This is a genomic window from Streptomyces sp. SAS_270 (assembly GCF_052543295.1).
Genome location: NZ_JBMNDS010000034.1, coordinates 62,535 through 84,623 on the forward strand (window position 1 = coordinate 62,535; position 22,089 = coordinate 84,623).

Consider the following 22,089-nt stretch of genomic DNA (forward strand, 5'->3'; position numbering starts at 1 on the left):
TCAGGCCGATGTGGCCTCGCCCTCGAGCTGGATGGCGCGGATCTCCCGGCGGGAAGAGACCCCGAGCTTCGAGAACACCTTGCGGAGGTGCCACTCGACGGTGTGCCGACTGATGAACAGCTGGGCGCCGATCTCGGGGTTCGTCAGCCCTTTGCCCGCGAGCCGGGCGATCTGCGCCTCCTGCGGGGTGAGAGCCGTGGGTGTCGCGACCGTGCGGTTGCGGACCTTCGCCCCCGTGGCATGCAACTCGCCCCGCGCGCGTTCGGCGAACGCCTCCGCCCCGAAGCGGCTGAACATCTCGTGCGCGGCGTCCAGTTGGGCACGGGCGTCGACGCGGCGGTTCTCGCGGCGCAACCACTCCCCGTACACCAGATGCGCGCGGGCGAGGTCCATGCGGACCCGGGTCCGTTCGAGCCGCTCGATCGCCTCACGGTAGAGCCGCTCCGCGGAGTCGCCCTCGCTGAGCAGCGCCCGCGAGCGCGCTTCCACGCCCAGCGCCCAGTCGGTGCCGCTGGCTCGCGTCGCCTCCGAGAGTCGCGCCAGCGCGTCGATGGCCGACTCCGGTGAACCGCTCCGTACGGCCGCCTCGATCAGCTCGGTCAGCGCCCAGCGCGGCGAGGCGAACTCCCGCTGTTCGGCCGCTGCCTCCCGGGCCGCGGCCAGCGCTTGCGCGTACTGGCCGAGCCCGTTGCAGAGCACCGCCTCGTACCACCGTGTGACGGTGACGGTGGCCCCCTGGCCACGCGGCACCGCCTCGCCCAGGTTCGCGTCGATCAACGCACGGGCCTCGCCCTCGCGACCACGCCAGACGGCGAGGCCAAGGGGGCCGACGCGTCCCGGGCTGGTGTTGCCGGTGGCCGCGCACACCGCTGCGGTCTCGTCGATCAGCGACTCGGCCGCCGCCAGTTCCCCGACGATGAGGTGCACGAACGCGCGGGAGTCAAGGGCGTCGGGGAGAGCGCTGAGTGCTCCGGCCTCGCGGCTGATCGTCACATGACGCGTCGCGGCCGTGTGCCAGTGCTCGTCGTCCCACAGATCCGAGGCGATGACAGAAGCCAGCCAGAGCCGACGCAGCTGCTCCGGTACGGGGAGCCGCTCGTCGCAGAGCGCTTCCAGAGCTCGCTTCATCATCGGCACCGACGCCGGGTAACCGTCGGTGAGCCGCACGGCGAGGGCGTCCAGCACCATGTCGGACACCTGTGGCTGCCGGGCCGGCGGTGCCTCACGGGCGGCCTCGCCAACCTCCAGCAGTCCTGGGCCGCGCGCCAGGCGGCCGGCGAATATCGCCGCTGCGATGGCATCCAGGTAGATCTCACGGGCAAGCGCGACATCGAGCCGACCGAACCGGCGACCAGCGGCGAGCAGCAGCTGCGGGGCCTCGCCGCCGCGGTTCTGGGCGAACGCGAGCCCCGCGCGCAGCACCTCGATCCGCGCACGGCCCAGTTCGTCGAGGGGGCCCGCCTCCGCCGTGGCGAGGAGGGTGGCGGCCGACTCGAACGCGCCGGCGTGGAGATTCGCCTGTGCTGCGTCGACCGCTCGCTGTGCGCGTCGCGCCGGATCCGGGGTCAGCGCGGTCGCACGCCGGAGGAACGCAGCGGTTGCGGCGATACCACCGCGTGACTGGGCTCGGCCCGCGGAGCGCTCCAGTTCGGCGGCCACCGTCTCGTCGGGCTCCGAGGCGGCGTCGGCCAGGTGCCAGGCCCGGCGGTCGGGGTCGAGCCGGGCATCGGTGGCCTCGGCCAGCGCCTTGTGCACCTCTCGACGTTCGCTCGGGCCCGCTGTTCGATAGGCCGCCGAGCGCACCAGCGGGTGCCGGAAGCGCACCCGGGTGCCGAGTGTGATCAGGTCCGCCGCACCTTCGGTCGACACAGCCGTATCGGCGTCGATCCCGAGGCGCTCGGCCGCACGCCTCAGCAGTGTCACATCGCCCAGCGGTTCCGCGGCGGCGAGGAACAGCAGGCGTCGGGTCTCGAACGGAAGCGCCTGTACCCGGCGGAGGAACCCCTCCTCGATCTGGCTCGACAACGGCCAGGCGTCCGGACGCTCGAAGCCCCCGGCCATCTCCGCCGTGTTCAACCCGCGCGACAGCTCCAGCAGGGCCAACGGGTTGCCGCGTGACTCGGCGACTATGCGGTCGCGCACCCGTTCATCGAGCGGACCGGTGACGACCGAGTCGAGCAGTGTCCGGGAATCCCGCTCGGTCAGTCCCGTGATGGGCAGCTCGGGAAGGCTCCCAAGAGCGTGACCGGCACTGGGGTCGCGGACGGCGAAGACGAGCACAACCGATTCCGCGAGCAGTCGGCGGCCCACGAACTCCAAGGTCAACGCGGATGCCTTGTCCAGCCATTGCGCGTCGTCGACGAGGCAGACCAGCGGCTGGTCACCTCCCGCGTCCGCGATGAGACTCAGCGCGGCCAGGCCCACCAGGAACCGGTCGGGCGGGGGGCCGCCGCGGAGCCCGAAGGCCGTTCCGAGCGCATCACGCTGCGGCTCGGGCAGCTGGTCGAGACCGGTGAGCAGAGGGGCGCAGAGCTGGTGCAGGCCGGCGTAGGAGAGTTCCATCTCGGACTGGACGCCGGCCGCCCTGATGGTGCGACATCCGGTGGCACGACCGAGGAGATGTCTCAGCAGCTCGGTCTTGCCGATCCCAGGCTCACCGCGCAGGACCAGGACACCGCTGCGCCCGGCTCTGGCGTCTGCCAGGAGATCGTCGAGAGCCTTGCATTCGTTCTCCCTGCCGAGGAGCCCGGCCCGTGAACCGCGCCTCGCCATGGCAGCTCCCTTGTCAGGAATCTTCGGTGAGTATGGTAATCCGTCTGCTGATCGCGAGTCGTGTCGTCAGCCCGCGTCCGCGCCCGATGATTCGCTTGCCGGGTGTCCGTCCTGGAGTGCGGCGAGCGCGCCGGCGAGCTTCCCCCGGCTGGTGACGCCGAGGCGGGAATGGATGCGGTACAGGTGGGCTCCGACGGTGCGGGCGAGATGAACAGGCGCTGGCCGATCTCCCGGTTGCTCAGACCCTGCGCCGCGAGCACCGCGATCTGCATCTCCTGGGCCGACAGCCGGTCGCTGGTGTTCGCGTGCCGCCGTCCACTCGACTCACCGGCGGCACGCAACTGCTCGCGAGCCGTCTCGGTCCAGGGGCGCGCCCCCATCCGGTCGAACTCCTCGCGGGCACGGCGCAGCGGGTTCCGGGCATCGACGTAGTGCCATCGCTGACGCAGTCTGCGGCCGTGGTGGAGGTTCAGCCGGGCCCGGGCCAGGGCCCATTCGGCGGGTAACGCCGCCAGAGCCGCGGTGCGGAACTCGTCCACACGCTCACCGTCGAGATCCACCGAGCGGTGAACGCCGTGGCCGCGGGCGAGACGGACACCGGCGAGAGCGCCGCGCAGGAGCGCACCGGCACAGTCCGAGTCGCCGATGGATGTCACATCGGCCAGGCCTGCGCGGTCTACATGGTGACGGACAACAAGCAGAGGCAGTCATGCGAGAGATTCTGATCGTCGGCGGCGGCTACGCGGGCTTCTACACCGCCTGGGGCCTGCAGAGGAAGCTGCGACCGGGCGAGGCTCGGGTCACGGTCGTCGACCCGCGCCCGTACATGACCTATCAGCCCTTCCTGCCCGAGGTGGCGGCCGGTTCGGTGGAGGCACGTCACGCCGTCGTGTCACTGCGGCGGCACCTGCGCGACACCCGGCTGATCTCGGGCACCGTGACCGGGATCAGCAACGCGGACCGTACGGTGACCGTCCGCCCGGTGCGCGGAGAGGCCTATGAGCTGCGCTACGACATCCTCGTGGTCACCGCCGGCGCGGTGACCCGTACGTTCCCCATTCCCGGGCTCGCACAGCAGGCCATCGGTCTCAAGCACGTGGAGGAGGCCGTGGCGATACGTGACCGGCTGATGACCGCGTTCGACCAGGCCGCGTCGCTGCCGCCCGGCCCCGAACGGCGAAAGCTGCTCACCGTCACGTTCGTGGGAGGCGGGTTCTCCGGCGTCGAGGGCTTCGGTGAACTGCTGTCGCTGGCGGCCGCGATGCTCAGGTCGTATCCGGAGCTGGGCACCGAGGACCTGTCCTTCCACCTGGTCGAGGCCCGGGGCCGGATCCTGCCCGAGGTCAGCGACAAGCCGGGTGCCTGGGTGGTACGCCACCTGGAACACCGTGGCGCGCAGGTCCATCTGAACACGCAGCTGCTGTCCGCCGAGGACGGCCACGTCGTCCTCTCCGACGGAACGGAGTACGACGGCGAGCTGATCGTCTGGACCGCCGGCAACGCCGCCAACCCGGTCGTGCACAACCACTCGGACCTGCCGCTCGACGCACGCGGCCTGCTGCTGGCCCGCGCCGATCTGCGCGTGGGCACCGAGGCCGAACCCGTACCGGACGTGTGGGCCGCCGGCGACGACGCGTCCATCCCCGACCTGGCCTCGCCGGTGCCGGGCGCGCGCACGGTGCCGAACGCCCAGCACGCCGTGCGACAGGGCAGACGTCTCGCCAGGAACCTCGTGGCCGACCTGCGCGGGCGGCGCGTGCGGAACTACCGTCACGACAGCCTGGGCGTGGTGGCGACGCTGGGGCTGGGGCGGGGCATCTTCCAGTACAAGGGCATCGTCATCAAGGGGTTCCCGGCGTGGCTGATGCACCGGGGCTATCACGTGCTCGCGGTGCCCAGCTGGGAACGGAAGATCCGCGTTCTGGCGGTCTGGCTGACCGCGGCCCTGACAGGCCGGGATCTCGTGTCCCTCGCCTCCGTCCAGCACCCGCGGGACGCCTTCGTGACGGGCGGGCGGACGCAGGAACCGAGTGCCGGCCGCGCGAAGGAAGGCAGCACAGCATGAGCATGTGGGGTTCTCGTTTCCCTAGAGGGCACGGCATGACCGCGCGTGAGGAGGCCGCCCGCGGCCTGCCCGACATCGAGGACTTCCTGTACCGGGAGGCTCACATGGGAGCGACGCACCGCCGCGTGGCGGCTTTCACCGCAAGCGTGGAAGGGCTCACCCCCGAGCAGAAACGGGACATCGAGCAGTGGTACGTGGAGGAGCAGAAACACGTCGCCCGCATGGTGACCGACCACATCACCGAGCGCGTCGACGCGATGGAAGCGCAACACCACCTCAGGATCCGGCAATGGCTGCGGGGAACACTCACCGGGATGGCGCTGATCACGCTGGCGATGATCGCGTCCGTCGTGGTGATTATTGGATCGTCGCGGTGACCGCCGTGCGCGTCGCGGTGACCGCCGTGCGCTAGGAAGCCTTCGTGCGGTACAGGCCTCTGCCGGCGCGCTGGATGCGGGAGGCGGCGACGAGGCGATCGAGTGTGCTGCGTACCGCGTTGATGCTTCCGCTGTCGGCGTCGCGGCCGAGCGCCGCCGCGACCTCACGGGCTCGTACCTCGGCGTCACCGACCTGGGCGAAGTACGCCATGATCTGCTCGGTGAGCCTTCCGTACTGCTCCTCCGCCTGAGGAGCGGCGGCCGGAGTGACCAGCGCGCTCTCGAGAGCCCCGAGAGCCCGCTGTACCGAGCCGAGATGGGCCACGACCGCCGCCAACTCCCTTTCGAGCGCCTGCTTCTGGAACTGCAGCCGGGCCAGTTCCTCCTGAAGTCCCTCAGCGGTGACCTCGATGCTGTGTGCCGTGCGGCCCGCGGAGACCATGAGTGCTCCTCTCCTCAACCCCTGTCGACAGCATAGGCAGTGCTTTCAGTGTCAGACAGGGCATCTCAGTGTCTCGAACAGTGGGATTTCGCAGGCACGTGGAAAACCATCGTCCCGTTCTGTCACAAGCGCCCGTCGATCGCGGTCCATGCAGCGGATGAACCGGAGCAACGGAGGCCAGTGGATCATGTATGCCGAACCGACCCTCACCCCACCTGACGACCTCGAGGACGCTGTGGCCGTCTTCGTACACCACCGCAGGCGGCTCTTCGGGATCGCCTACCGCATCCTCGGCAGCACGGTCGAGGCCGAGGACGTGGTCCAGGAGGTATGGCTGCGCTGGCAGAAGACAGACCGCTCGGCGGTGCTGAGTCCTGCGGCCTTCCTGTCCAGCGCCACGACCCGTCTGGCCATCAACGTCGCGCAGTCGGCACGCGTGCGCAGAGAGACGTACATCGGACCGTGGCTGCCGGAACCCGTCGACAGCAGCGCGGATCCCGCGGTCGGTGCCGAGCACGCGGAGGCGGTGGAGATGGCGCTGCTGCTGGTGCTGGAGAAACTGACTCCCGTCGAGCGCGCCGCCTATGTACTGCGTGAGGCGTTCGACTACGCCTACGCCGAGATCGCCGACATGCTCGAAGTCAGCCTCGTCAATGTGCGGAAGATCGTCAGCCGTGCTCGCCGTCACCTGCTGAACGAGCGGCGGCAGACCGTGGACGCGGCTGAGCACCGACGCCTTCTCGCCGCCTTCGTCGCGGCGGCCAGAACGGGAGACGTGGCGTCACTGGAAGCCCTGCTCGCGCCCGATGTCGTCAGCCTCTCCGACGGCAACGGCATGCGGGGCTGTGCCCGGGTGCCTGTGCGGGGCCGCGCCCAGGTGGCCAGGCTCGCGAGCTATCGGCAGTTGTGGCGGGAGGCGGTGCCCGAGCTGGTCGATGCCAACGGCGCTGCGGGTGTGCTGGTCCACCGGGACGGCCGGACGGTCGCCTTCATGACTGCGGCCGCCTCGAAGCACGGCATTCACCAGGTGCTGTGGGTGTTCGCGCCGAGCAAGATCGCCGCCTTCGTCGCATCGCGTTCCCGCTTCGCAGCCGCCCCTGGTCTCACGTAGGGCGGTGGTTCCAGGACCGCAGTTTGTCGGGGTTGAGCATGACCCAGACCTGGGCGACACGGTCGTCCGAGACATCGAGGCTGATGACAGCGGCGACCCGACCGCCGTACCGCGCGACGAGGCCGGTCCGGCCGTTGACCGAATGGGTGGTCAGGGTGGTGTGCGGGCTTGGGGCCACGAGCGTCAAGAGGCTGTCGGCGACCGGCCGACAGCCGTGGACCGGTCCGGTCGACGCTCGTACCTTGCCGCCGCCGTCGAAGAACGCCGTCGCGTCCGGGCACAGCAACGACGTGAGCAGCTCGCCGTCCCCGGTGACGCATGCCCGGTGCACGGCGCAGGCGGCGGCGTCGTGCTGCTGCGGTGTCGTGGAGCGGGTGCGGCGCAGCCGCAGCCACTGCCTGGCCCGTTCGGCGAGTTCGGCGAGTTCCGGCTCCGTACGGCCCACGATGCCGGCGACCGTGCCCGGGGCCATCCCGAAGGCACGGAAGTCGAACGCCGCGCGCTCGGCGGTCGGCAGCGACGTCAGCGCGTTCAGCACGACCCGGCCGGCCTCCGCCTCCGCCTCCGCCTCCGCCTCCGAGGGATGTGCCCCGTGCCCTTCCCCGTGCCCGGCCGCGTCCCGGCCGGGCCGTGCGAGGCGGTCCAGGCAGATCCCGCCCACGGTCTTCGCCAGCCAGGACCGGGGGACGGTGACCTGTCGACGTGCCGCGTCGGACAGCTCGTACCACCGGTGATACGCCTCGTCCACGACGCTTTCCGCCGCGCCCGGGTCGCCCAGCATCCAGTGGGCGACATCGAGCAGGAAGCGGCGCTCCTCCCACAGCTCGCCGATCGGCACCGCATCGCTCTGATCCACAGGGCATTCCTCGCTCTCGCTCACGCTGCCCCGCACGCGGCAGGGGCGTCGGCTCAACCCGTAAGACCGGGAACTCCCGGATCGTGTGACACGGGCTCGTCGCGGCCGTGTCACACATGCGGCGGCTGTCCGGTCTTAAAGGACAGCTACACACTTCTTTTCCCTTGACTGCCGAACGAGGTGACCATGCCGTGCATTGGCGTGAACGGGCAGCCTGCCTGCGCGTAGATCCCGAGCTTTTCTTCCCCATATCCAACAGCGGTCCCACCCTTCGGCAGATCGACGAGGCGAAGGCAATCTGCGGCCGATGTCCCGTGGCAGAGCAGTGCCTCGACTGGGCCGTGCGGGTGGGACAGCTGGACGGCATCTGGGGCGGAACGACGGAAAGCGAACGCCGAGCGATGCGAGTGATCGAGACCCGGGTGGCAGTGAAATGAACACGGGCGAAAGGGTGGCCGACTGGGCCGAGGGACGCCTGGGCGTCCGCCGACTGGTCAGAGGAAAAGCACGACGAGCGTTTCCGGACCACTGGTCCTTCATGCTCGGGGAGATCTGTCTCTACAGCTTCGTCGTTCTCTTCGTCACGGGTGTGTATCTGACCTTCTACTTCCATCCGTCGATGAAGGAGGTGCAGTACAACGGAAGTTACGCACCGCTACGCGGCCAGATGGTGTCGGAGGCCTTCGACTCGACCATGCACATATCCTTCGACGTCCGCGGCGGTCTACTGATCCGGCAGGCCCATCACTGGGCGGCGTTGGTCTTCGTCGCCGCCGTACTCGCCCACATGTTGCGGGTGTTCTTCACGGGCGCCTTCCGCAAGCCGCGCGAACTCACCTGGCTGATCGGCTTTCTGCTGCTGATCCTCGCCATGTTCGCCGGGCTGACGGGATACGACCTCCCGGACGACCTGCTGTCCGGGACCGGCCTCGCCGTGGTGAACGGAACGATCCTGTCCGTTCCCATCGTCGGAACCTACCTGTCGATGTTCCTCTTCGGAGGCGAGTTCCCCGGCGACGACCTGACAGCGCGCTTCAACACCATCCACGTGCTGGTCATCCCCGGCCTCATGGTGGGACTGCTGACCGCTCATCTGGCCCTCATGCTCTACCACGGGCACACCCAGTACCCGGGCCGGGGACGCACCAACAGCAATGTCGTGGGTGTGCCGGCCAAGGTACGCGTCGTCAAGTCCTCCGGATACTTCCTGCTGGTGAGCGGTGCCATCTTCGTCATGGCCGCGGTCGCACAGATCAACCCCGTCTGGCAGTACGGGCCTTACCGTGCCGACCAGGTTTCGGCCGGCTCGCAGCCCGACTGGTACATGGGCGTGGCGGACGGACTGCTCAGGGTGATGCCGGGCTGGGAAGTCGACTTCTGGGGTCACACCCTGGCACTCGACAACCTGATTCCGTTGACCGTGGGTGTCGGCCTCTTCCTCGCCCTGGGCGCATATCCGTTCATCGAGTCGTGGGCGACCGGTGACACGCGCGAGCGGAACCTTCTGGACCGGCCGCGGAACCGTCCCGTGCGAACGGCACTTGGTGTCGCATGGCTCAGTTTCTATCTGGTGTCCTTGATCGGCGCCGCGAACGACATCATCGCCGTCCGTTTCCATGTTTCGGTCGAGTCGGTGACGTGGGCGGTCCGGATCGGCCTCTTCGTCGTTCCTGTCGCGGCTTATACGGTGACCAAACGCATGGCTCTCGGCCTTCAGCGCGGCGACCGCGACAAAGTACTGCACGGACGCGAGACCGGCATCATCAAGCGCTTGCCCGACGGTGAATTCGTCGAGGTGCACGAGCCGCTGAGCCAGGAACAACTCCACGCCCTCACCCAACACGAGCAGTACAAGCCGATCGGCCCCGGCAACCGCCCGGCCCGGCAACTGCGTTCCCGGATCAGCGAGACTCTTTATGGAGAAGGCGCGCAGATCGCCAAGCCGACCGCGCAGGAATACCAGGCGCTGCACAAGGGACGTACCGAAGATCACGCCTAGGCCGAAGCCGCCTCGCCTGCGAGGCGTATGGTGCGGATCTCCTTGCGGGAGGTGATGCCGAGTTTCGAGAACACCTTGCGCAGATGCCATTCCACCGTGTGGGGGCTGATGAACAACTGGGCGCCGATCTCGGGATTCGTGAGACCGTCCCGGACCAGGCGGGCGATCTGCTCCTCCTGGGGGGTGAGGGCCACCTGCGCCGCGGCGGAATGGTTGCGGATCCTCGCCCCCGTCGCCTGAAGTTCGCGGCGTGCGCGTTCGGCGAATGCACCGGCTCCGATGTGGCTCAGCATGTCGTGCGCGATGCCCAGTTGAACGCGGGCGTCGGCTCGGCGGTTCTCGCGGCGCAGCCATTCCCCGTACAGCAGGTGCGTCCGGGCGAGGTCCATCCGCGCCCCTGTGCCACCGAGCCGCTCGATCGCCTCCCGGTACAGGGCATCGGCCGCCTGTCCCTCGCTCACCTGGGCACGGACGCCGGACGCGGTGCCGAGGGCCCACTCGGTACCGGCGGCCTGCGCCATCTCGCTGATGCTGCGCACCGCCGCGGCCGCGTCCGCGGGTCTGCCCAGTCGTACGGCCGCCTCGACCAACTCGACCGTCGACTGGAGGGAGAGACCGAGTTCCTGCGGATTCTCGCAGCCCCGTAGGGCGGCCGTATACGCCTGCGCGTACCTGCCGAGGCCGTTGTAGAGCACCGCCGCAGCCCACTGCGTTGCGGTCTCCACCTTGCCCTCACCGCGCAGGAGGAGGTCCTGGGTGACGGCGTCGATGGCCTGCTGGGTCGCGGCCTCCCTGCCCTTCCAGGGCTCGACGACCAGCGCGCTGTAGTGCGCGAAGAAACTGCTGCCGGTCGCCTCACCGATCGCCGTCGCCTCCGCGACCAGAGAGCCGGCACCTGCCAGATCACCCGCGAAGACCCGGTTGGACAGGCGGAGCAGGAGCGCCGACGGCAGCACCGACAGGGCTCCCGTCTCGCGTGCGAGGTCGACGAGCCGTGCCGAGAGCACGGACCAGCTCTCGAAGTCCCAGGTGCTGTGGGCCAGGCGGCAGGCGAGAGGGAGCCAGCCGAGCCCCTCCTTCGGCGAGATCCCGCCGTCGCGGAACGCGGTCAGCGCCCTCAGCAGCATCGGAGCGCCCGCGGCGTAGCCCTGCGTGGTCAGCAGCGCCTGGCCGTCCAGAAGGAGATCGTCGCGTGTCGGTTCGGCGGGCGTGGGCGTCGCGAGAATGGCCCGGGCCACTTCGAGGATCCCCTCGCCGTGCGGCAGGCGGCCTGCGGTGAGGGCCGCGTAGATCGCGTCCCGGTACGTCTCACGGGCGAGTCCGGCGTCGAGCGGCTCCAGGCGTCTGGCCGCTTCGAGCAGCAGCGGCAGGCCGGCACCGGCGCTGTTGGAGGCGGTCATGATCCGACCGCGCAACAGGGTCGACCGAGCGGCTCCGAGGGCGTCGAGGGGGCCCAGTTCGGCCGCGCCCGCCAGTTCCCGCGCGGCATCGAAGGCGCCGGCCTGGTATTTGGCGTGTGCCGCCGCCAGCGCCCTGGCTCCACGGCGCGTGGGGTCGGGCGTCAGCTGGGCGGACCGGTCGAGGAAGGCCGCCGCCGCGGCGACTCCGCCACGTGCCTGCGCCCGCTCCGCCGAACGCTCCAGCTCGGCGGCCACCGCCTCATCGGGTCCCACCGTCGCACGCGCCAGATGCCACGCCCGACGGTCCGGGTCGAGCCCGGCGTCGGTCACGTCGGCCAGGGCTCTGTGCACCTCGCGCAGGGCGTCCGGGCCCCCCGCGCGGTAGGCCGCCGAACGCACCAGGGGGTGACGGAAGCGAGCCCAGGCGCCGAAGGTGATCAATCCCGACGCCTCGGCGTCCGCCGCGGCCGTGTCCACGACGATTCCCAGCCGCTCGGCCGCCCGCCTGAGCAGCGTCGCGTCGCCGACCGGCTCGGCGGCGGCGATGCACAGCAGGCGCTGCGTCTCGGTCGGCAGCGCCCGGACGCGGCGGAGGAAGTCCTGCTCCAGCCGGTTCGCCACAGGCCCCGCACCGGGGCGTCCGAAGCCGCCGGCCGGGTCCAACGCGGTGAGTGTGTGCGGCAGTTCGAGCAGGGCAAGTGGGTTGCCGTGGGTCTCCGCGACGATGCGGTCACGCACCCTGCGGTCGAGCGGGCCGGTGACGACCGAGGCGAGAAGTTTTCGGGAGTCGTCCTCGAACAGGCCGGTCACGGGCAGTTCGGGGAGGCCGGGGAACACCTCACCGGCGGTCGGCTCGCGCACGGCGACGACGAGCACGACCGATTCCGCGAGCAGCCTGCGGGCGACGAACTCCAGGGTCTGCGCGGAGACCCGGTCCAGCCACTGCGCGTCGTCGATGACGCAGAGCAGCGGCTCGCTCCCCCCGGCGTCCGAGAGAAGGCTCAGCGTGGCCAGGCCGACCAGGAACCGGTCGGGCGCGGCCCCGCCGTGCAGTCCGAACGCCGTGCGCAGTGCGTCGCGTTGAGGTTCCGGGAGGTTGTCGAGTCCTGACAGCAGTGGCGCGCAGAGCTGGTGCAGGCCGGCGTAGGAGAGCTCCATCTCGGACTGGACGCCGCCCGCGCTGACGGTACGGAATCCGGTGGCCCGCCCCAGCAGGTACTTCAGCAGCTCGGACTTCCCGATCCCCGCCTCACCGCGCAGGACCAGGACTCCGCTGCGCCCGTCCCTTGCGCCCGCCAGCAGGTCGTCGAGGGCCCGACGCTCGTTCCGTCTGTCGAGGAGACCGACTCCAACACCGCGGCTCGTCATGGCAGCCTCCCACGTCAAGATCCTCCCGGCGGGGCGTCGGCCGGTGCGTTGGATCACTGCGGCCGTGGGACGGCCGAGGCGAGCCGGATCCATCGTAAACGGCTGCGAAAGCGGAGAACTTCCGACTTCGAGCGACCGTGAGGGATCCAGCACTGCCCGCGACCACGATCCGGACGGGTCGACCACGGACCTCCCACGGCACGACCACGCAGTCCCCTACGGCCTTCCAAGGGCGCGCGGGGCCGCCCTCGGGCGCGACATTGGTGCCGGCCGCCCTTCGAGCTGCTGCCCCACGGAAGCGGAGGAGCCGGACATGCAAACACAGCTGACCGAAACCGTGCGGAGCCACGAGACGGCGGGTACATCCGTCATCGCGCTGGACGCCGCGACCTTGGTGTTCGTACAGGCCAGACCCGGACTGCTCAGCCTCGCCAGGCAGATCGTCGGGAACGCGCACGAGGCCGAGGACGTCATCCAGGAGACGTGGCTGCGGTGGCAGGGCGCCGACCGCACGGCTGTCTCCAACCCGTCGGCACTACTCAGGAAGACCACGGTCCGGCTGGCCATCAACGTGGTCCAGTCCGCCTGGAAGCGCCGGGAGTCCTGTGCGAGCCCTTCGCTCCCGGTTCGGATGGACCCTTGCGCGGGCCCCGAAGAGGTGGCCGAGCGCCAGGACGCCGTCGAGCGAGCGGTTCTCCTGCTGATGGAGACCCTGACTGCGAGGCAACGTGCCGTGTACGTCCTGAGGGAGGGGTTCGGCTACCCGTACGACCGGATCGCCGAGATCCTGCACCTCAGCGTCGTGAACACCAGACAGCAGGTTGCACGCGCCCAGCGGCGTCTCACCGAGGACCACCGCGGGCAGCCGGTCGACTCCGTCGCACACCGGCGCCTCGTACAGGCGTTCTTCTCGGCGGCCCAGACCGGTGACCTCGGGCACCTGGAAAGGATGCTGTCGACCGATGCGAGCGGCCGGCGGTGACGGCGGCATGCTGGCCCGGCGCCGTGGTGCGGACCGTCGGGCCCGGACGGACCAGAACCTCGCGGCGGTCGTCTTTCGCATCATGCACATACTCGGCGCGACCGGCTTCAGGCGGTGGAAGTGGGTTCCGGCGGCGCCTCGACGACAACGCGGCGGTCCGCCCGGCCGAGATGATCAGCGACGGACCGCATCCCGGTTCAGCGCGGCCGAGACGACGTTCATGCGTTCGCCGAGATCCGCGAGTTCCCGGCGCAGTTCCGTGACCCGGGTACGCAGCTCGGCGGCTTCGGCGGTCAGCGATACGAAGGTGGCAGCGAGGTCGACGCGGTCCTCACCCATTACGGACATCGTGTCTCCATGGCATTTCGTTCGAGGAGCGTGAGCCGATTCCCTGCCGGAATGTGCGCGGCCCGCTGCCAAGGGCAATGGGTGGCCCTCTCCTTTCGGCGAGGGCCACCCCGAGGAATTACTTCTGCTGGGCGAGCCAGTCGGCGAACCTCGTCCCGGCGATGTGCGCGTCCGGACCGGGCAGGAGCGTGTTCTCCTGCAGCGGGGCGCCCCAGTACGTCGCCTGCGCGTCCGTGACGATCTTGCGCGGGTCGTTCAGGGCGGTCAGCCCCATGCGGATGAACTCCTCCAGCTGGAACACGTCGGGGCCACCGACCTCCACCACGCCGCCCACCGGTGCGCCGACCGCGGTGCGGGCGACGGCCGCGGCCACGTCGCCGGAGACGATGGGCTGGATCCTGGCGTCGGGCAGATGCACGGTGTCGCCCTCGGTGACCCCGTCGGCGAGTCCCCTGGCGAACTCGAAGAACTGGGTGGCGTGGACGATGGAGTAGGGGTTGCCGCACGCCTTGATCAGGTCTTCCTGGACCTGCTTGGCGCGGAAGTACCCGCTGCCCTGGAGGCGGTCGGTGCCGACCACGGACAGCGCCACGTGGTGCGCCACCCCGGCCTGCGTCTCCGCCTTCAGCAGGTTGGTCGTCGAGGTGCGGAAGAACTCCATGACCGCGTCGTCCTCGAACGAGGGCGAGTTCGACACGTCGACGACCACCGACGCGTCCTGGAGGACCTCGGCCAGTCCCTCGCCCGTCAGCGTGTTGACTCCGGTGTTGGGCGACGCGGCGACCGCCTCGTGCCCGTGCGCGCCGAGTCCGGCGACCACCTTCGAGCCGATGAGCCCGGTTCCACCGATCACTACGACCTTCATGACGGAATTCCTTTCGGATTTATTCGGGTTTCCCTGATGTCTGTATCAGTAGAGACCGGGCACCGGCGTTGTTTGTGACACCTTCTATTCGACGAGTTTTCCCGTGGTCGAGACTTCCTCAATCAGGGAGGAAATCTCGTCGGGGACGGCCGGAATACTCTCGCGAGTGACGCCCGTCGTCGGGGACCACACGAGATTCACCCGAAGAGCGGGATCCTGGTCGGGGTAGTCGCTGCGGTTGTGACAGCCACGCGTCTCCCGCCGCTCCAGCGCGGATTCGAGGGTGGCCCGGGCCGCCAGCGCGGCGGACTTCAGGTCGAAGGCGTGCGCGAGGTCCTGATAGCCGGCGATGTCGGGGTGGATGCCGACGTCCTGCATCCTTTTCTCGATCACCGCGAGTTCCGCCAACCCCGCGCGCAGGCCGTCTTCGTCACGCACGACGCCCGCGTGCTCCGTCATGGCGTTGCGGATCGCGCGTTGCAGGGCGCGGACGTTCTCCGGGCCGTCGGCGGCGAGGAGGTCGTCGATCTCCGCACGGGCATGAGCGATGGCGGACGCCGACCGCGGCTGCGCCTCCAGGGCCTGCGAATACGCGGCGGCCGCCTGCCCGGTGAGGCGGCCGAACACCAGCAGCTCGATGAGGCTGTTGCCGCCGAGACGGTTGGCGCCGTGCAGCCCGCTCGACGCCTCGCCGATGGCGTACAGGCCGCGTACGTCCGTGGCGTGGTCCTCCGGGCGCACCCACACCCCGCCCATCGAGTAGTGCGCGGTGGGCGCGATCTCGATCGGCTCTCTGGTGATGTCCAGCATCTGCAGGTCCAGCAGGGTCTGGTAGACGCGGGGAAGCCGCGTCATGATCGTCTGCCGGGGCAGGTGGGAGACGTCGAGCCACACGCCTCCCTTGGGGGTGCCGCGGCCTTCCTTGATCTCCGTGTACGCGGCCAGGGCGACCCGGTCACGGGTGGACAGCTCCATGCGCTCGGGGTCGTAGCGGGCCATGAAGCGTTCCCCGAGCGCGTTGCGCAGGATGCCGCCCTCCCCCCGGGCGGCCTCGCTGACCAGGGTGCCGGCCGCGTTCTCCGGCTCGATGATCCCGGACGGGTGGAACTGCACCAGTTCGGCGTCCCGCAGCCGGGCCCCGGCCTCCACGGCAAGGCGGAACGAATCGCCTGTGTTCTCGTCGCGCCGCGAGGAGGTGCGCCGCCAGATGCGGGTGTGGCCCCCGGCGGCCAGGACGACCGCGTCGGCGTGGATCAGGTAGCGCCTGCCGCTGGTGAGGTCGAATCCGTAGGCCCCGAACACGGCGCCCTCGTGCACCAGCAGCCGGGTGATGTACACCCCTTCCAGCACCGGGATGTCGAGTTGTTCGGCGCGCCTGATCAGCGTGCGCTGGATCTCCAGGCCGGTGTAGTCACCGGCGAAGGCGGTCCTGCGGAACTTGTGCGCGCCGAAGAAGCGCTGCGAGATCCGGCCGTCCCCCTCGCGGGCGAAGGCCATGCCGTAGCGTTCCAGGTCGTCGATGCCCCGGGCGGCGCCCTGGGTGACGATCTCCACGGTGCGGGGATCGGCGAGGAGGTAGCTCTCCTTGAGGGTGTCGGCGGCGTGCTGCTGCCAGCTGTCCTCGGGGTCCATGGTGGCCAGTGCCGCGTTGATGCCGCCGGCCGCCAGTGCCGTATGGGCGTCCTCCTTGGGGCGCTTGCCGACGGCGAGGACGTCGATGCCGGCCTCGGCCAGTTCGATCGCCGCGCGCAGGCCGGCCCCTCCGGTGCCGATGACCAGCACCATGGTGGCAAGACGTTGTTCGGTGACAGCCACGGTCCACTCCGATCGCTGGGGTCTTCATCCAGTACGACCGGGCAGTCCCGCGATCTGTGACACCTCCTGGCCTATGTGGTCCAAGGAGGCCGGCGTGATGGTGGTCGGCGTGCGGTGCCGGGCCATCCTCGCGTAGGGGCACAGTGCGTCGGCCCGCCGCAGAAGCGGAGTGGCGAGGTCGGGAGTGACGCCCGGCCAGTCGACGACCAGGTTCGATGTGCAGGACGTACCCCCCGTCCTGTGGGCTGCGGCCGAACGCCACGGTCGCCTCGACGGACATCGCGGCGGGGTCGAGCGTGGCCTGTCGTGCGACAAGGCTCAGCGCGCCGTGGAAGCAGGCCGCGAACCCGGCGGCGAACAGCTGCTCGGGATTGGTCCCCCGGCCGTCTCCACCCAGTTCGGCGGGCAGGCGCAGGTCGAGGTCGAGGATGCCGTCGTCCGAGCGTGCCCTCCCCGAGGCTCTCCCGTGGGCCGCCGTCCCGCCGGTCATGGTCACCGTCGTGGTGTGGAGGGGTGCGAAGGAGTCGCCGTCGAAGTCGTTCTCGGTGGACAGGTCAGGCGGCTGGATCGGTTCGGTCATCGAGCGCACCTCTGTGTGTCGGGTCTCGGACCACTGGTTGACCGACGACTGCCCGGTGATGTGACGACCGGCCCGTTCAGCTGCCCAGCGATGCCACGTAACGTGCCAGCTTCTCCGGATTCATGACCCACATGGCCCGCTCGATGCCGCGCTCCGAGATGTCGAGGGTCAGCAGCACCACGGCCCTCCCGCCGTCCGAGACGAGGGCGGCCGGTCCGCCGTTGGCCTCGACCCACTCGATCTTCTTGTGCGGCCAGAAGCGCGGGCCGAAGGCGGCGAGATACCGGGAGACGTGCACCAGGCCGACGACCGGAATCCGGGTCGCACCACGCAGCCCGTTCCCGTCGGTGTAGCTGACCACGTCCTCGGTGAGGATGTCCTCCAGCACGGCCAGATCGCCGGTCTGTGCCGCGGTGAGGAACACCTTCATCAGCCGTCGGTGCTCGGTGGCGTCGACGGGCTTGCGGCGCTCCGAGGAGATGCGCTTGCGCGCACGGCTCACCAGCTGGCGCGTATTGGCCTCGCTGGTCTCCAGCATGTCCGCGATCTGCTGGTAGGGGTAGTCGAAGGCCTCCCGCAGCACATAGGCGGCCCGTTCCACAGGGTTCAGTTTCTCCAGAAGGAAGAGAACCGCCAGGTCGAGCGCCTCGGCCCGTTCGGCGCCCAACTGCGGATCGGCGCGTGTGTCGATCGGCTCCGGCAGCCAGGGACCGGTGTACGACTCGCGCCGCACCCGGGCGGACTGGGCGAGGTTGATCGCCAGCCGGGCGGTGACGGTGGCCAGGAACGCCTTCGGCTCGCGGACCACGCCACGGTCGGTGTGCTGCCAGCGCAGCCACGCCTCCTGGAGGACGTCCTCGGCCTCCGAGGTGCTGCCGAGGACGCGGTAGGCGATGCCGAAGAGCTGGGGCCGCACCGCCATGAACACCTTCGTCGCCTGGTCGAGGGAGTCCCAGCCGTCGAGGGAGTGAGTGCCGTCCCCCATAGCCATGCGTGCCGCCTTCAGTTCCGACCCGTTCGCGCAAGCGCTGCCCATGATAGAGCGGGCAGCTCAGACCCGGGCGGAGCACGTCACGGTCACGCCAGTCGCAGGGCCGGCACGGAGGGGTCCGGCCGTTCGGGCAGCGCGAAGAGACCTTCCTCCCTCAGTTCCGCGATCATCTCCGCACGCGGGACCGGCAACATCCAGAACGTCTCGTCGTGCCGGCGCAGCACCCGCCCGTCCTCGCGCACCCAGTAGTCGAACCGTGCCCGGATCCGGCCCACGTCGGCCGACGTCACCATGCGGCCCCCGTACTCGTGGCGGCCGACGGTCCGGGTCGGCAGCACATGGGTGGTCCTGTGACGCGGCAGGCGAGCCGGTGGCAGCTGGACGAGGAGCACGCCTGTGGGCACGAGGGCGTCGGCGACGGCCGGCCACAGCGCCCGGCGCGACTCCGGGTGCAGACAGGCGACGGTGTTGTGGCACACGGCCACGTCCGCGACGCCGTACAGCCCCGCCTCCTCGAGCAGCTGCGGGTGGACGGTCACCCGCTTCGTGAGCTCCGCACTCAGGGACGCCAGCCGCGTCATGAGCGGGGTACGCATGGACCGGGCGGGCTCCACCGCATGCACGGGGACGTGCGACTCCAGGAGGCTCATCAGCGTGACCCGCCCGGTGCCCGCGCCGACGTCCAGCACACCGACCCGGGCCCCGCGCACGTCGGCGCGGTAGAGCGCGCGCACCCGGGCCTCGTCCCGCTCCGCCTGCAGAACGTCGTAGAACTCCGCACCGACCGCATAGGCGTCCTGACGCTCCCGCCCGGGAACATCGGCCGGCGGTGGGTTCACGATGGTCACCCGCGCCATCCGTACCACTCGCGTGCCTGCCCGACCGCCTCCGAGCTGACCGCGCCGCCGCGTGCCAGCCGGTCCAGGGCGGCTACGACGATCGACTCGGCGTCCACGCGGAAATAGCGCCGTACGGCGTCCCGGGTGTCCGACAGGCCGAAACCGTCCGTACCCAGCGACGAGTAGTCGTGACCGACCCACTGGCTGATCTGGTCAGGCACCTGACGCATCCAGTCGCTGACCGCCAGCACCGGACCGGGCGCGTCCGCGAGCGCCGCCGTCACGTAGGGGACGCGTTCCTCGCCCCGCAGCATCGCGCGGTCGGCGTCCAGCGCGTCGCGGCGCAGTTCCGTCCAGGAGGTCACCGACCAGACATCGGCGTGGACGCCCCACTGGGACAGCAGCAACTCCTGGGCATACAGCGCCCAGTGGATGGCCGTACCGGAGGCCAGCAGCTGGATCCTTGGCTCTGTTGCGGTGGGCTCGGCCGGCCGGAACAGGTACATGCCCCGCAGGATGCCTTCCTCGACCCCGGGATCGGGGGGCATCGCCGGCTGCTCCTTGGGTTCGTTGTAGACGGTCAGGTAGTAGAAGACGTCCTCGGGCCGGTCGCCGTACATGCGGCGCAGCCCTTCCCGCACGATCACCGCGATCTCGTACGCGAACGCCGGGTCGTAGGACACGGCGGCCGGATTCGTGGAAGCCAGCAAGTGGGAGTGCCCGTCGGCGTGTTGGAGTCCCTCCCCCGTCATGGTCGTACGGCCCGCCGTCGCGCCGATGACGAACCCGCGCCCCATCTGGTCGGCGAGCGCCCAGAACTGGTCGCCGGTGCGCTGGAAACCGAACATGGCGTAGAAGATGTAGAACGGGATCATGGGTTCGCCATGGGTGGCGTACGACGTCGCCGCGGCGGTGAACTCGGCCATGGAACCGGCCTCAGTGATGCCCTCGTCGATCAACTGGCCGTTCCTGGCCTCCCGGTAGTAGAGCAGCTGGTCCGCGTCCACCGGTTCATAGGTCTGGCCGTCCGCCGAGTAGATCCCGGCCGTCGGGAACAGGGACTCCATGCCGAACGTGCGGGCCTCGTCCGGGATGATCGGCACCCAGCGCGGTCCCGTCTCCTGGTCGCGCATCAGGTCCTTGACCAGGCGGACCAGGGCCATGGTGGTGGCCACCTCCTGGTTGCCGAAGCCCTTCTCCAGTGCTTCGAACGGGCGGGCCGGCGGCTGCTTCAGCGGCTTGGCCACCACCCGGCGCACGGGGACGGGGCCACCCAGCGCCGCCCGCCGCTCGCGCAGGTACCGCACCTCCTGCGAGTTCTCGCCCGGGTGCCAGTACGGCACCACGTCACCGCTCAACGCGCTGTCGGGGATGGGCAGTTCGAGCAGGTCACGCATCTCGCGGAACTGCGCCATGGTCAGCTTCTTCATCTGGTGGTTGGCGTTGCGCGACTCGAAGGCCGAGCCGAGCGTGTGCCCCTTCACCGTCTAGGCGAGGACGACCGTCGGCGCGCCCCGGTGCTCCGAGGCGGCCCGGTAGGCGGCGTGAACCTTGAGCGGTTCGTGGCCGCCCCGGGAGTTCTGGAACAACTCGGTCAGCCGGCTGTCGCTCAGCCCGGCGGCGAGAACGGCGAGCGCGTCACCCGTGAAGAAGTGCTCGCGGATGTACGTGGCATCCCGGGCGGCGAACTCGTGCACACGTCGCAGCAGGTACTCGGCCCGTTCCGGCCCCGCGTGCCGCACGACGGCGTCGAGCGACGCCTGCCATTCGGTGGTCTCTTCGCTGTCCTGGTCGGGTAGTTGGTCGAGCTCACTCATGGCTGTTTCCTGTCGGGGCGTGGGCGGGGAGAAACCTCGTCGAGGCCCGTGCCGGTCGTGACGTCGACGCCATGGCGGCGTGACCCGCGCACGACCTCCACACCGCGATCCCGAAGCCTGGCCACCCTCCTGGAACCGATCAGACCGGTGGCTCCTGCTACGACGACTCGCATTCCGGGCCCCTTCCCGTCGAGGGGTCGGTGACCCCGCTGATGGCTTCGTGAGGTGGCGGTGATGTCGGTCCCTCACACCACCTAGGACAGGACACATGCCAACGTTGTGACACTGATGTGGACGCGAGTGTCACAGATCCGCCCGGAGCCCGGTCATCACTGCAGAGGGCCATGGCGGCCATGGCCGGGTGCATCCAAGGGAGGCCGATCCATGTCGGACAGGGACTCAGCGCAGGGGACCGGAGTTCAAACCCGGTCGGAGGGCTGGAAGACGGCGGCGAAGATGCTGCAGGACACCGATCCTCTCACCGTCCCCGAGGGCGCGTCGGCGATGACCATCTGCGTCGAGTGGGAGCCCGGGGACCCGGGGACCCCGCCTCACCGCCACCCCGGACCGGCGTTCGGCTACGTCCTCGAGGGCGCCGTCCGCTTCGAGCTCGAGGGCGAGCCCGAGCGGGTGATCGAGGCCGGCGGGACGTTCTGGGAGCCGGGCGGCGACGCGATCCACTACCAGGACGGCAACGCGCTGCCCGACGCGCGCACCCGGTTCGTCGTGACGATGCTGTGCGCGCCGGGCAAGCCCATGGTGGAGCTGGTCGAGGAGCAGGAACTGGCCGAGCGGGCCCACCTCCGTGCCTCACGGCCCACCGCCTGACCACCCACTGGGCATGAGCGCCACCGCCGTCGTGCACTGCATGCTGACAGCGCTGTTCACGGCCGCGGCCGTGTACGCACTGCGGCAGGCCGTGCTGACACGAGGCTGCGGATGGCGCGGCCGAGGTGACAGTCTGCTGCACACCGTCATGGCGTCGGCCATGGCGGTGATGCCGTGGTACGGGATCGGCGAAGGGCCGTCACCGGGGCGGACGACCTTCTTCTTCGCCGCCGCAGCACTGTGGTTCCCGTTGACCGCGGTCCTCAGCCTCCGTGGTCCGCGATGGAACGGCCTCACGCGCAGGTCGCCGCACGCGGTCGGCATGGCCGCCATGGCGTGGATGCCGGTGCGCCACGACGGCGTCACGGACGCGCAGACCGGCGATGTCATCACCGGCGTACTGACGCTCTGTCTGCTGGCCTACGCTCTCCGGTCGCTGACCCGGGACATGCCCGCACTGCGCGTGGCCCCGGGCAGCGCGGGCTTCTCCACCGACCTCGACGGGCCCTACGACCACTTCTGGCACGGATCGACGGCCATGGGCACGGCCATCATGCTGCTCATGCACCACTGACACTCGGTGCCGGACAACGGTGTTGCCCTTGACGGCATCGCGGTCGACCGCCAGACCGAA

20 protein-coding genes and 3 pseudogenes are annotated in these 22,089 nt (G+C 69.9%); 10 read left to right on the forward strand and 13 right to left on the reverse strand.

Annotated features, from left to right (window positions below; all coding sequences use genetic code 11):
- Both ACN6LB_RS22745 and ACN6LB_RS22750 read right to left on the reverse strand, forming a co-directional pair.
- Entirely contained in the window at nt 1-2,772 is a 2,772-nt protein-coding gene (locus ACN6LB_RS22745) for a helix-turn-helix transcriptional regulator (protein ID WP_445027536.1), read from the reverse strand.
- Nucleotides 2,773-3,014: 242 nt separating this feature from the next.
- A pseudogene (locus tag ACN6LB_RS22750) lies at nt 3,015-3,152 on the reverse strand (hypothetical protein); the annotation flags it as partial.
- Nucleotides 3,153-3,338: 186 nt separating this feature from the next.
- Here ACN6LB_RS22750 and ACN6LB_RS22755 point away from each other — a divergent pair.
- The 3 genes from ACN6LB_RS22755 to ACN6LB_RS22765 are packed head-to-tail and all read left to right on the forward strand — an operon-like array spanning nt 3,339 to nt 5,214.
- Nucleotides 3,339-3,497 carry a hypothetical protein gene (locus ACN6LB_RS22755; RefSeq protein WP_445027537.1) on the forward strand — a complete coding sequence of 53 codons (159 nt, stop codon included), beginning with the start codon at nt 3,339-3,341 and terminating at the stop codon, nt 3,495-3,497.
- Nucleotides 3,482-4,837, forward strand: coding sequence for an NAD(P)/FAD-dependent oxidoreductase (locus ACN6LB_RS22760; RefSeq protein ID WP_445027538.1), 1,356 nt, complete (start codon nt 3,482-3,484; stop codon nt 4,835-4,837). Before ACN6LB_RS22755 ends, ACN6LB_RS22760 begins: the two co-directional genes overlap by 16 nt.
- Nucleotides 4,838-4,872: 35 nt before the next feature.
- Nucleotides 4,873-5,214, forward strand: a complete 342-nt coding sequence (locus ACN6LB_RS22765; protein ID WP_445027539.1) for a hypothetical protein — start codon at nt 4,873-4,875, stop codon at nt 5,212-5,214.
- A 31-nt stretch (nt 5,215-5,245) separates the two neighbouring features.
- Here the strand turns inward: ACN6LB_RS22765 and ACN6LB_RS22770 are convergent, their stop codons facing one another.
- The gene (locus ACN6LB_RS22770) at nt 5,246-5,656 is read right to left on the reverse strand and encodes a hypothetical protein (protein WP_445027540.1); all 411 of its coding nucleotides are present in this window, start codon (nt 5,654-5,656) and stop codon (nt 5,246-5,248) included.
- Nucleotides 5,657-5,843: 187 nt separating this feature from the next.
- Between ACN6LB_RS22770 and ACN6LB_RS22775 the strand changes: the two genes are divergently transcribed.
- Nucleotides 5,844-6,767 carry a sigma-70 family RNA polymerase sigma factor gene (locus tag ACN6LB_RS22775; protein ID WP_445027565.1) on the forward strand — a complete coding sequence of 308 codons (924 nt, stop codon included), beginning with the start codon at nt 5,844-5,846 and terminating at the stop codon, nt 6,765-6,767.
- Here ACN6LB_RS22775 and ACN6LB_RS22780 read toward each other — a convergent pair.
- Entirely contained in the window at nt 6,760-7,623 is an 864-nt protein-coding gene (locus ACN6LB_RS22780; RefSeq protein ID WP_445027541.1) for an RNA polymerase subunit sigma, read from the reverse strand. The genes ACN6LB_RS22775 and ACN6LB_RS22780 overlap by 8 nt on opposite strands.
- 191 nt (nt 7,624-7,814) lie before the next feature.
- Between ACN6LB_RS22780 and ACN6LB_RS22785 the strand changes: the two genes are divergently transcribed.
- Together ACN6LB_RS22785 and qcrB are read left to right on the forward strand one after the other, a co-directional pair.
- The gene (locus tag ACN6LB_RS22785; protein WP_445027566.1) at nt 7,815-8,060 is read left to right on the forward strand and encodes a WhiB family transcriptional regulator; all 246 of its coding nucleotides are present in this window, start codon (nt 7,815-7,817) and stop codon (nt 8,058-8,060) included.
- Complete coding sequence (gene qcrB, locus ACN6LB_RS22790; RefSeq protein ID WP_445027542.1) at nt 8,057-9,622, forward strand: cytochrome bc1 complex cytochrome b subunit; 1,566 nt, start codon at nt 8,057-8,059, stop codon at nt 9,620-9,622. The genes ACN6LB_RS22785 and qcrB overlap by 4 nt, the downstream gene beginning before the upstream one ends.
- Here the strand turns inward: qcrB and ACN6LB_RS22795 are convergent.
- Nucleotides 9,619-12,390: a helix-turn-helix transcriptional regulator gene (locus ACN6LB_RS22795; RefSeq protein ID WP_445027543.1), complete on the reverse strand. Its 2,772-nt coding sequence runs from the start codon at nt 12,388-12,390 to the stop codon at nt 9,619-9,621. The genes qcrB and ACN6LB_RS22795 overlap by 4 nt on opposite strands.
- Nucleotides 12,391-12,703: 313 nt before the next feature.
- On the opposite strand from ACN6LB_RS22795, the gene ACN6LB_RS22800 reads away from it, so the two are divergent.
- A complete protein-coding gene (locus tag ACN6LB_RS22800; RefSeq protein ID WP_445027544.1) occupies nt 12,704-13,372 on the forward strand; it encodes a sigma-70 family RNA polymerase sigma factor in 669 nt (222 codons plus the stop codon).
- Nucleotides 13,373-13,546: 174 nt separating this feature from the next.
- Here the strand turns inward: ACN6LB_RS22800 and ACN6LB_RS22805 are convergent, their stop codons facing one another.
- From ACN6LB_RS22805 to ACN6LB_RS22820, 4 genes and pseudogenes are all read right to left on the reverse strand, one after another.
- Complete coding sequence (locus ACN6LB_RS22805) at nt 13,547-13,720, reverse strand: hypothetical protein (protein ID WP_445027545.1); 174 nt, start codon at nt 13,718-13,720, stop codon at nt 13,547-13,549.
- 118 nt (nt 13,721-13,838) lie between these two features.
- Complete coding sequence (locus tag ACN6LB_RS22810) at nt 13,839-14,585, reverse strand: SDR family oxidoreductase (protein WP_445027546.1); 747 nt, start codon at nt 14,583-14,585, stop codon at nt 13,839-13,841.
- Between the two features lie 84 nt (nt 14,586-14,669).
- Nucleotides 14,670-16,370 (reverse strand): L-aspartate oxidase, encoded by a 1,701-nt coding sequence (locus tag ACN6LB_RS22815; RefSeq protein ID WP_445027567.1) that lies wholly within the window; start codon nt 16,368-16,370, stop codon nt 14,670-14,672.
- Between the two features lie 301 nt (nt 16,371-16,671).
- Nucleotides 16,672-16,890 (reverse strand): annotated as a pseudogene (locus tag ACN6LB_RS22820) (OsmC family protein); the annotation flags it as partial.
- Between ACN6LB_RS22820 and ACN6LB_RS22825 the strand changes: the two are divergent.
- Nucleotides 16,829-17,044: a hypothetical protein gene (locus tag ACN6LB_RS22825; protein WP_445027547.1), complete on the forward strand. Its 216-nt coding sequence runs from the start codon at nt 16,829-16,831 to the stop codon at nt 17,042-17,044. The pseudogene ACN6LB_RS22820 and the gene ACN6LB_RS22825 overlap by 62 nt on opposite strands.
- 12 nt (nt 17,045-17,056) lie before the next feature.
- Here ACN6LB_RS22825 and ACN6LB_RS22830 read toward each other — a convergent pair whose 3' ends face one another.
- The 4 genes and pseudogenes from ACN6LB_RS22830 to ACN6LB_RS22845 form a co-directional block, all read right to left on the reverse strand.
- The gene (locus ACN6LB_RS22830) at nt 17,057-17,971 is read right to left on the reverse strand and encodes an RNA polymerase sigma-70 factor (RefSeq protein ID WP_445027548.1); all 915 of its coding nucleotides are present in this window, start codon (nt 17,969-17,971) and stop codon (nt 17,057-17,059) included.
- Nucleotides 17,972-18,057: 86 nt separating this feature from the next.
- Nucleotides 18,058-18,819: a methyltransferase gene (locus tag ACN6LB_RS22835; protein WP_445027549.1), complete on the reverse strand. Its 762-nt coding sequence runs from the start codon at nt 18,817-18,819 to the stop codon at nt 18,058-18,060.
- A pseudogene (locus ACN6LB_RS22840) lies at nt 18,816-20,498 on the reverse strand (transketolase-like TK C-terminal-containing protein); the annotation flags it as partial. The pseudogene ACN6LB_RS22840 and the gene ACN6LB_RS22835, both read right to left, overlap by 4 nt.
- Before the next feature lie 125 nt (nt 20,499-20,623).
- On the reverse strand, nt 20,624-20,800 hold the full coding sequence (locus tag ACN6LB_RS22845; protein ID WP_445027550.1) for an NAD-dependent epimerase/dehydratase family protein: 177 nt from the start codon (nt 20,798-20,800) through the stop codon (nt 20,624-20,626).
- A 211-nt stretch (nt 20,801-21,011) separates the two neighbouring features.
- Here ACN6LB_RS22845 and ACN6LB_RS22850 point away from each other — a divergent pair, with 211 nt between their 5' ends.
- Both ACN6LB_RS22850 and ACN6LB_RS22855 read left to right on the forward strand, forming a co-directional pair.
- Nucleotides 21,012-21,455, forward strand: a complete 444-nt coding sequence (locus tag ACN6LB_RS22850) for a cupin domain-containing protein (protein WP_445027551.1) — start codon at nt 21,012-21,014, stop codon at nt 21,453-21,455.
- A 13-nt stretch (nt 21,456-21,468) separates the two neighbouring features.
- Nucleotides 21,469-22,029 carry a DUF5134 domain-containing protein gene (locus tag ACN6LB_RS22855; protein ID WP_445027552.1) on the forward strand — a complete coding sequence of 187 codons (561 nt, stop codon included), beginning with the start codon at nt 21,469-21,471 and terminating at the stop codon, nt 22,027-22,029.
- Nucleotides 22,030-22,089 lie beyond the last annotated feature (60 nt).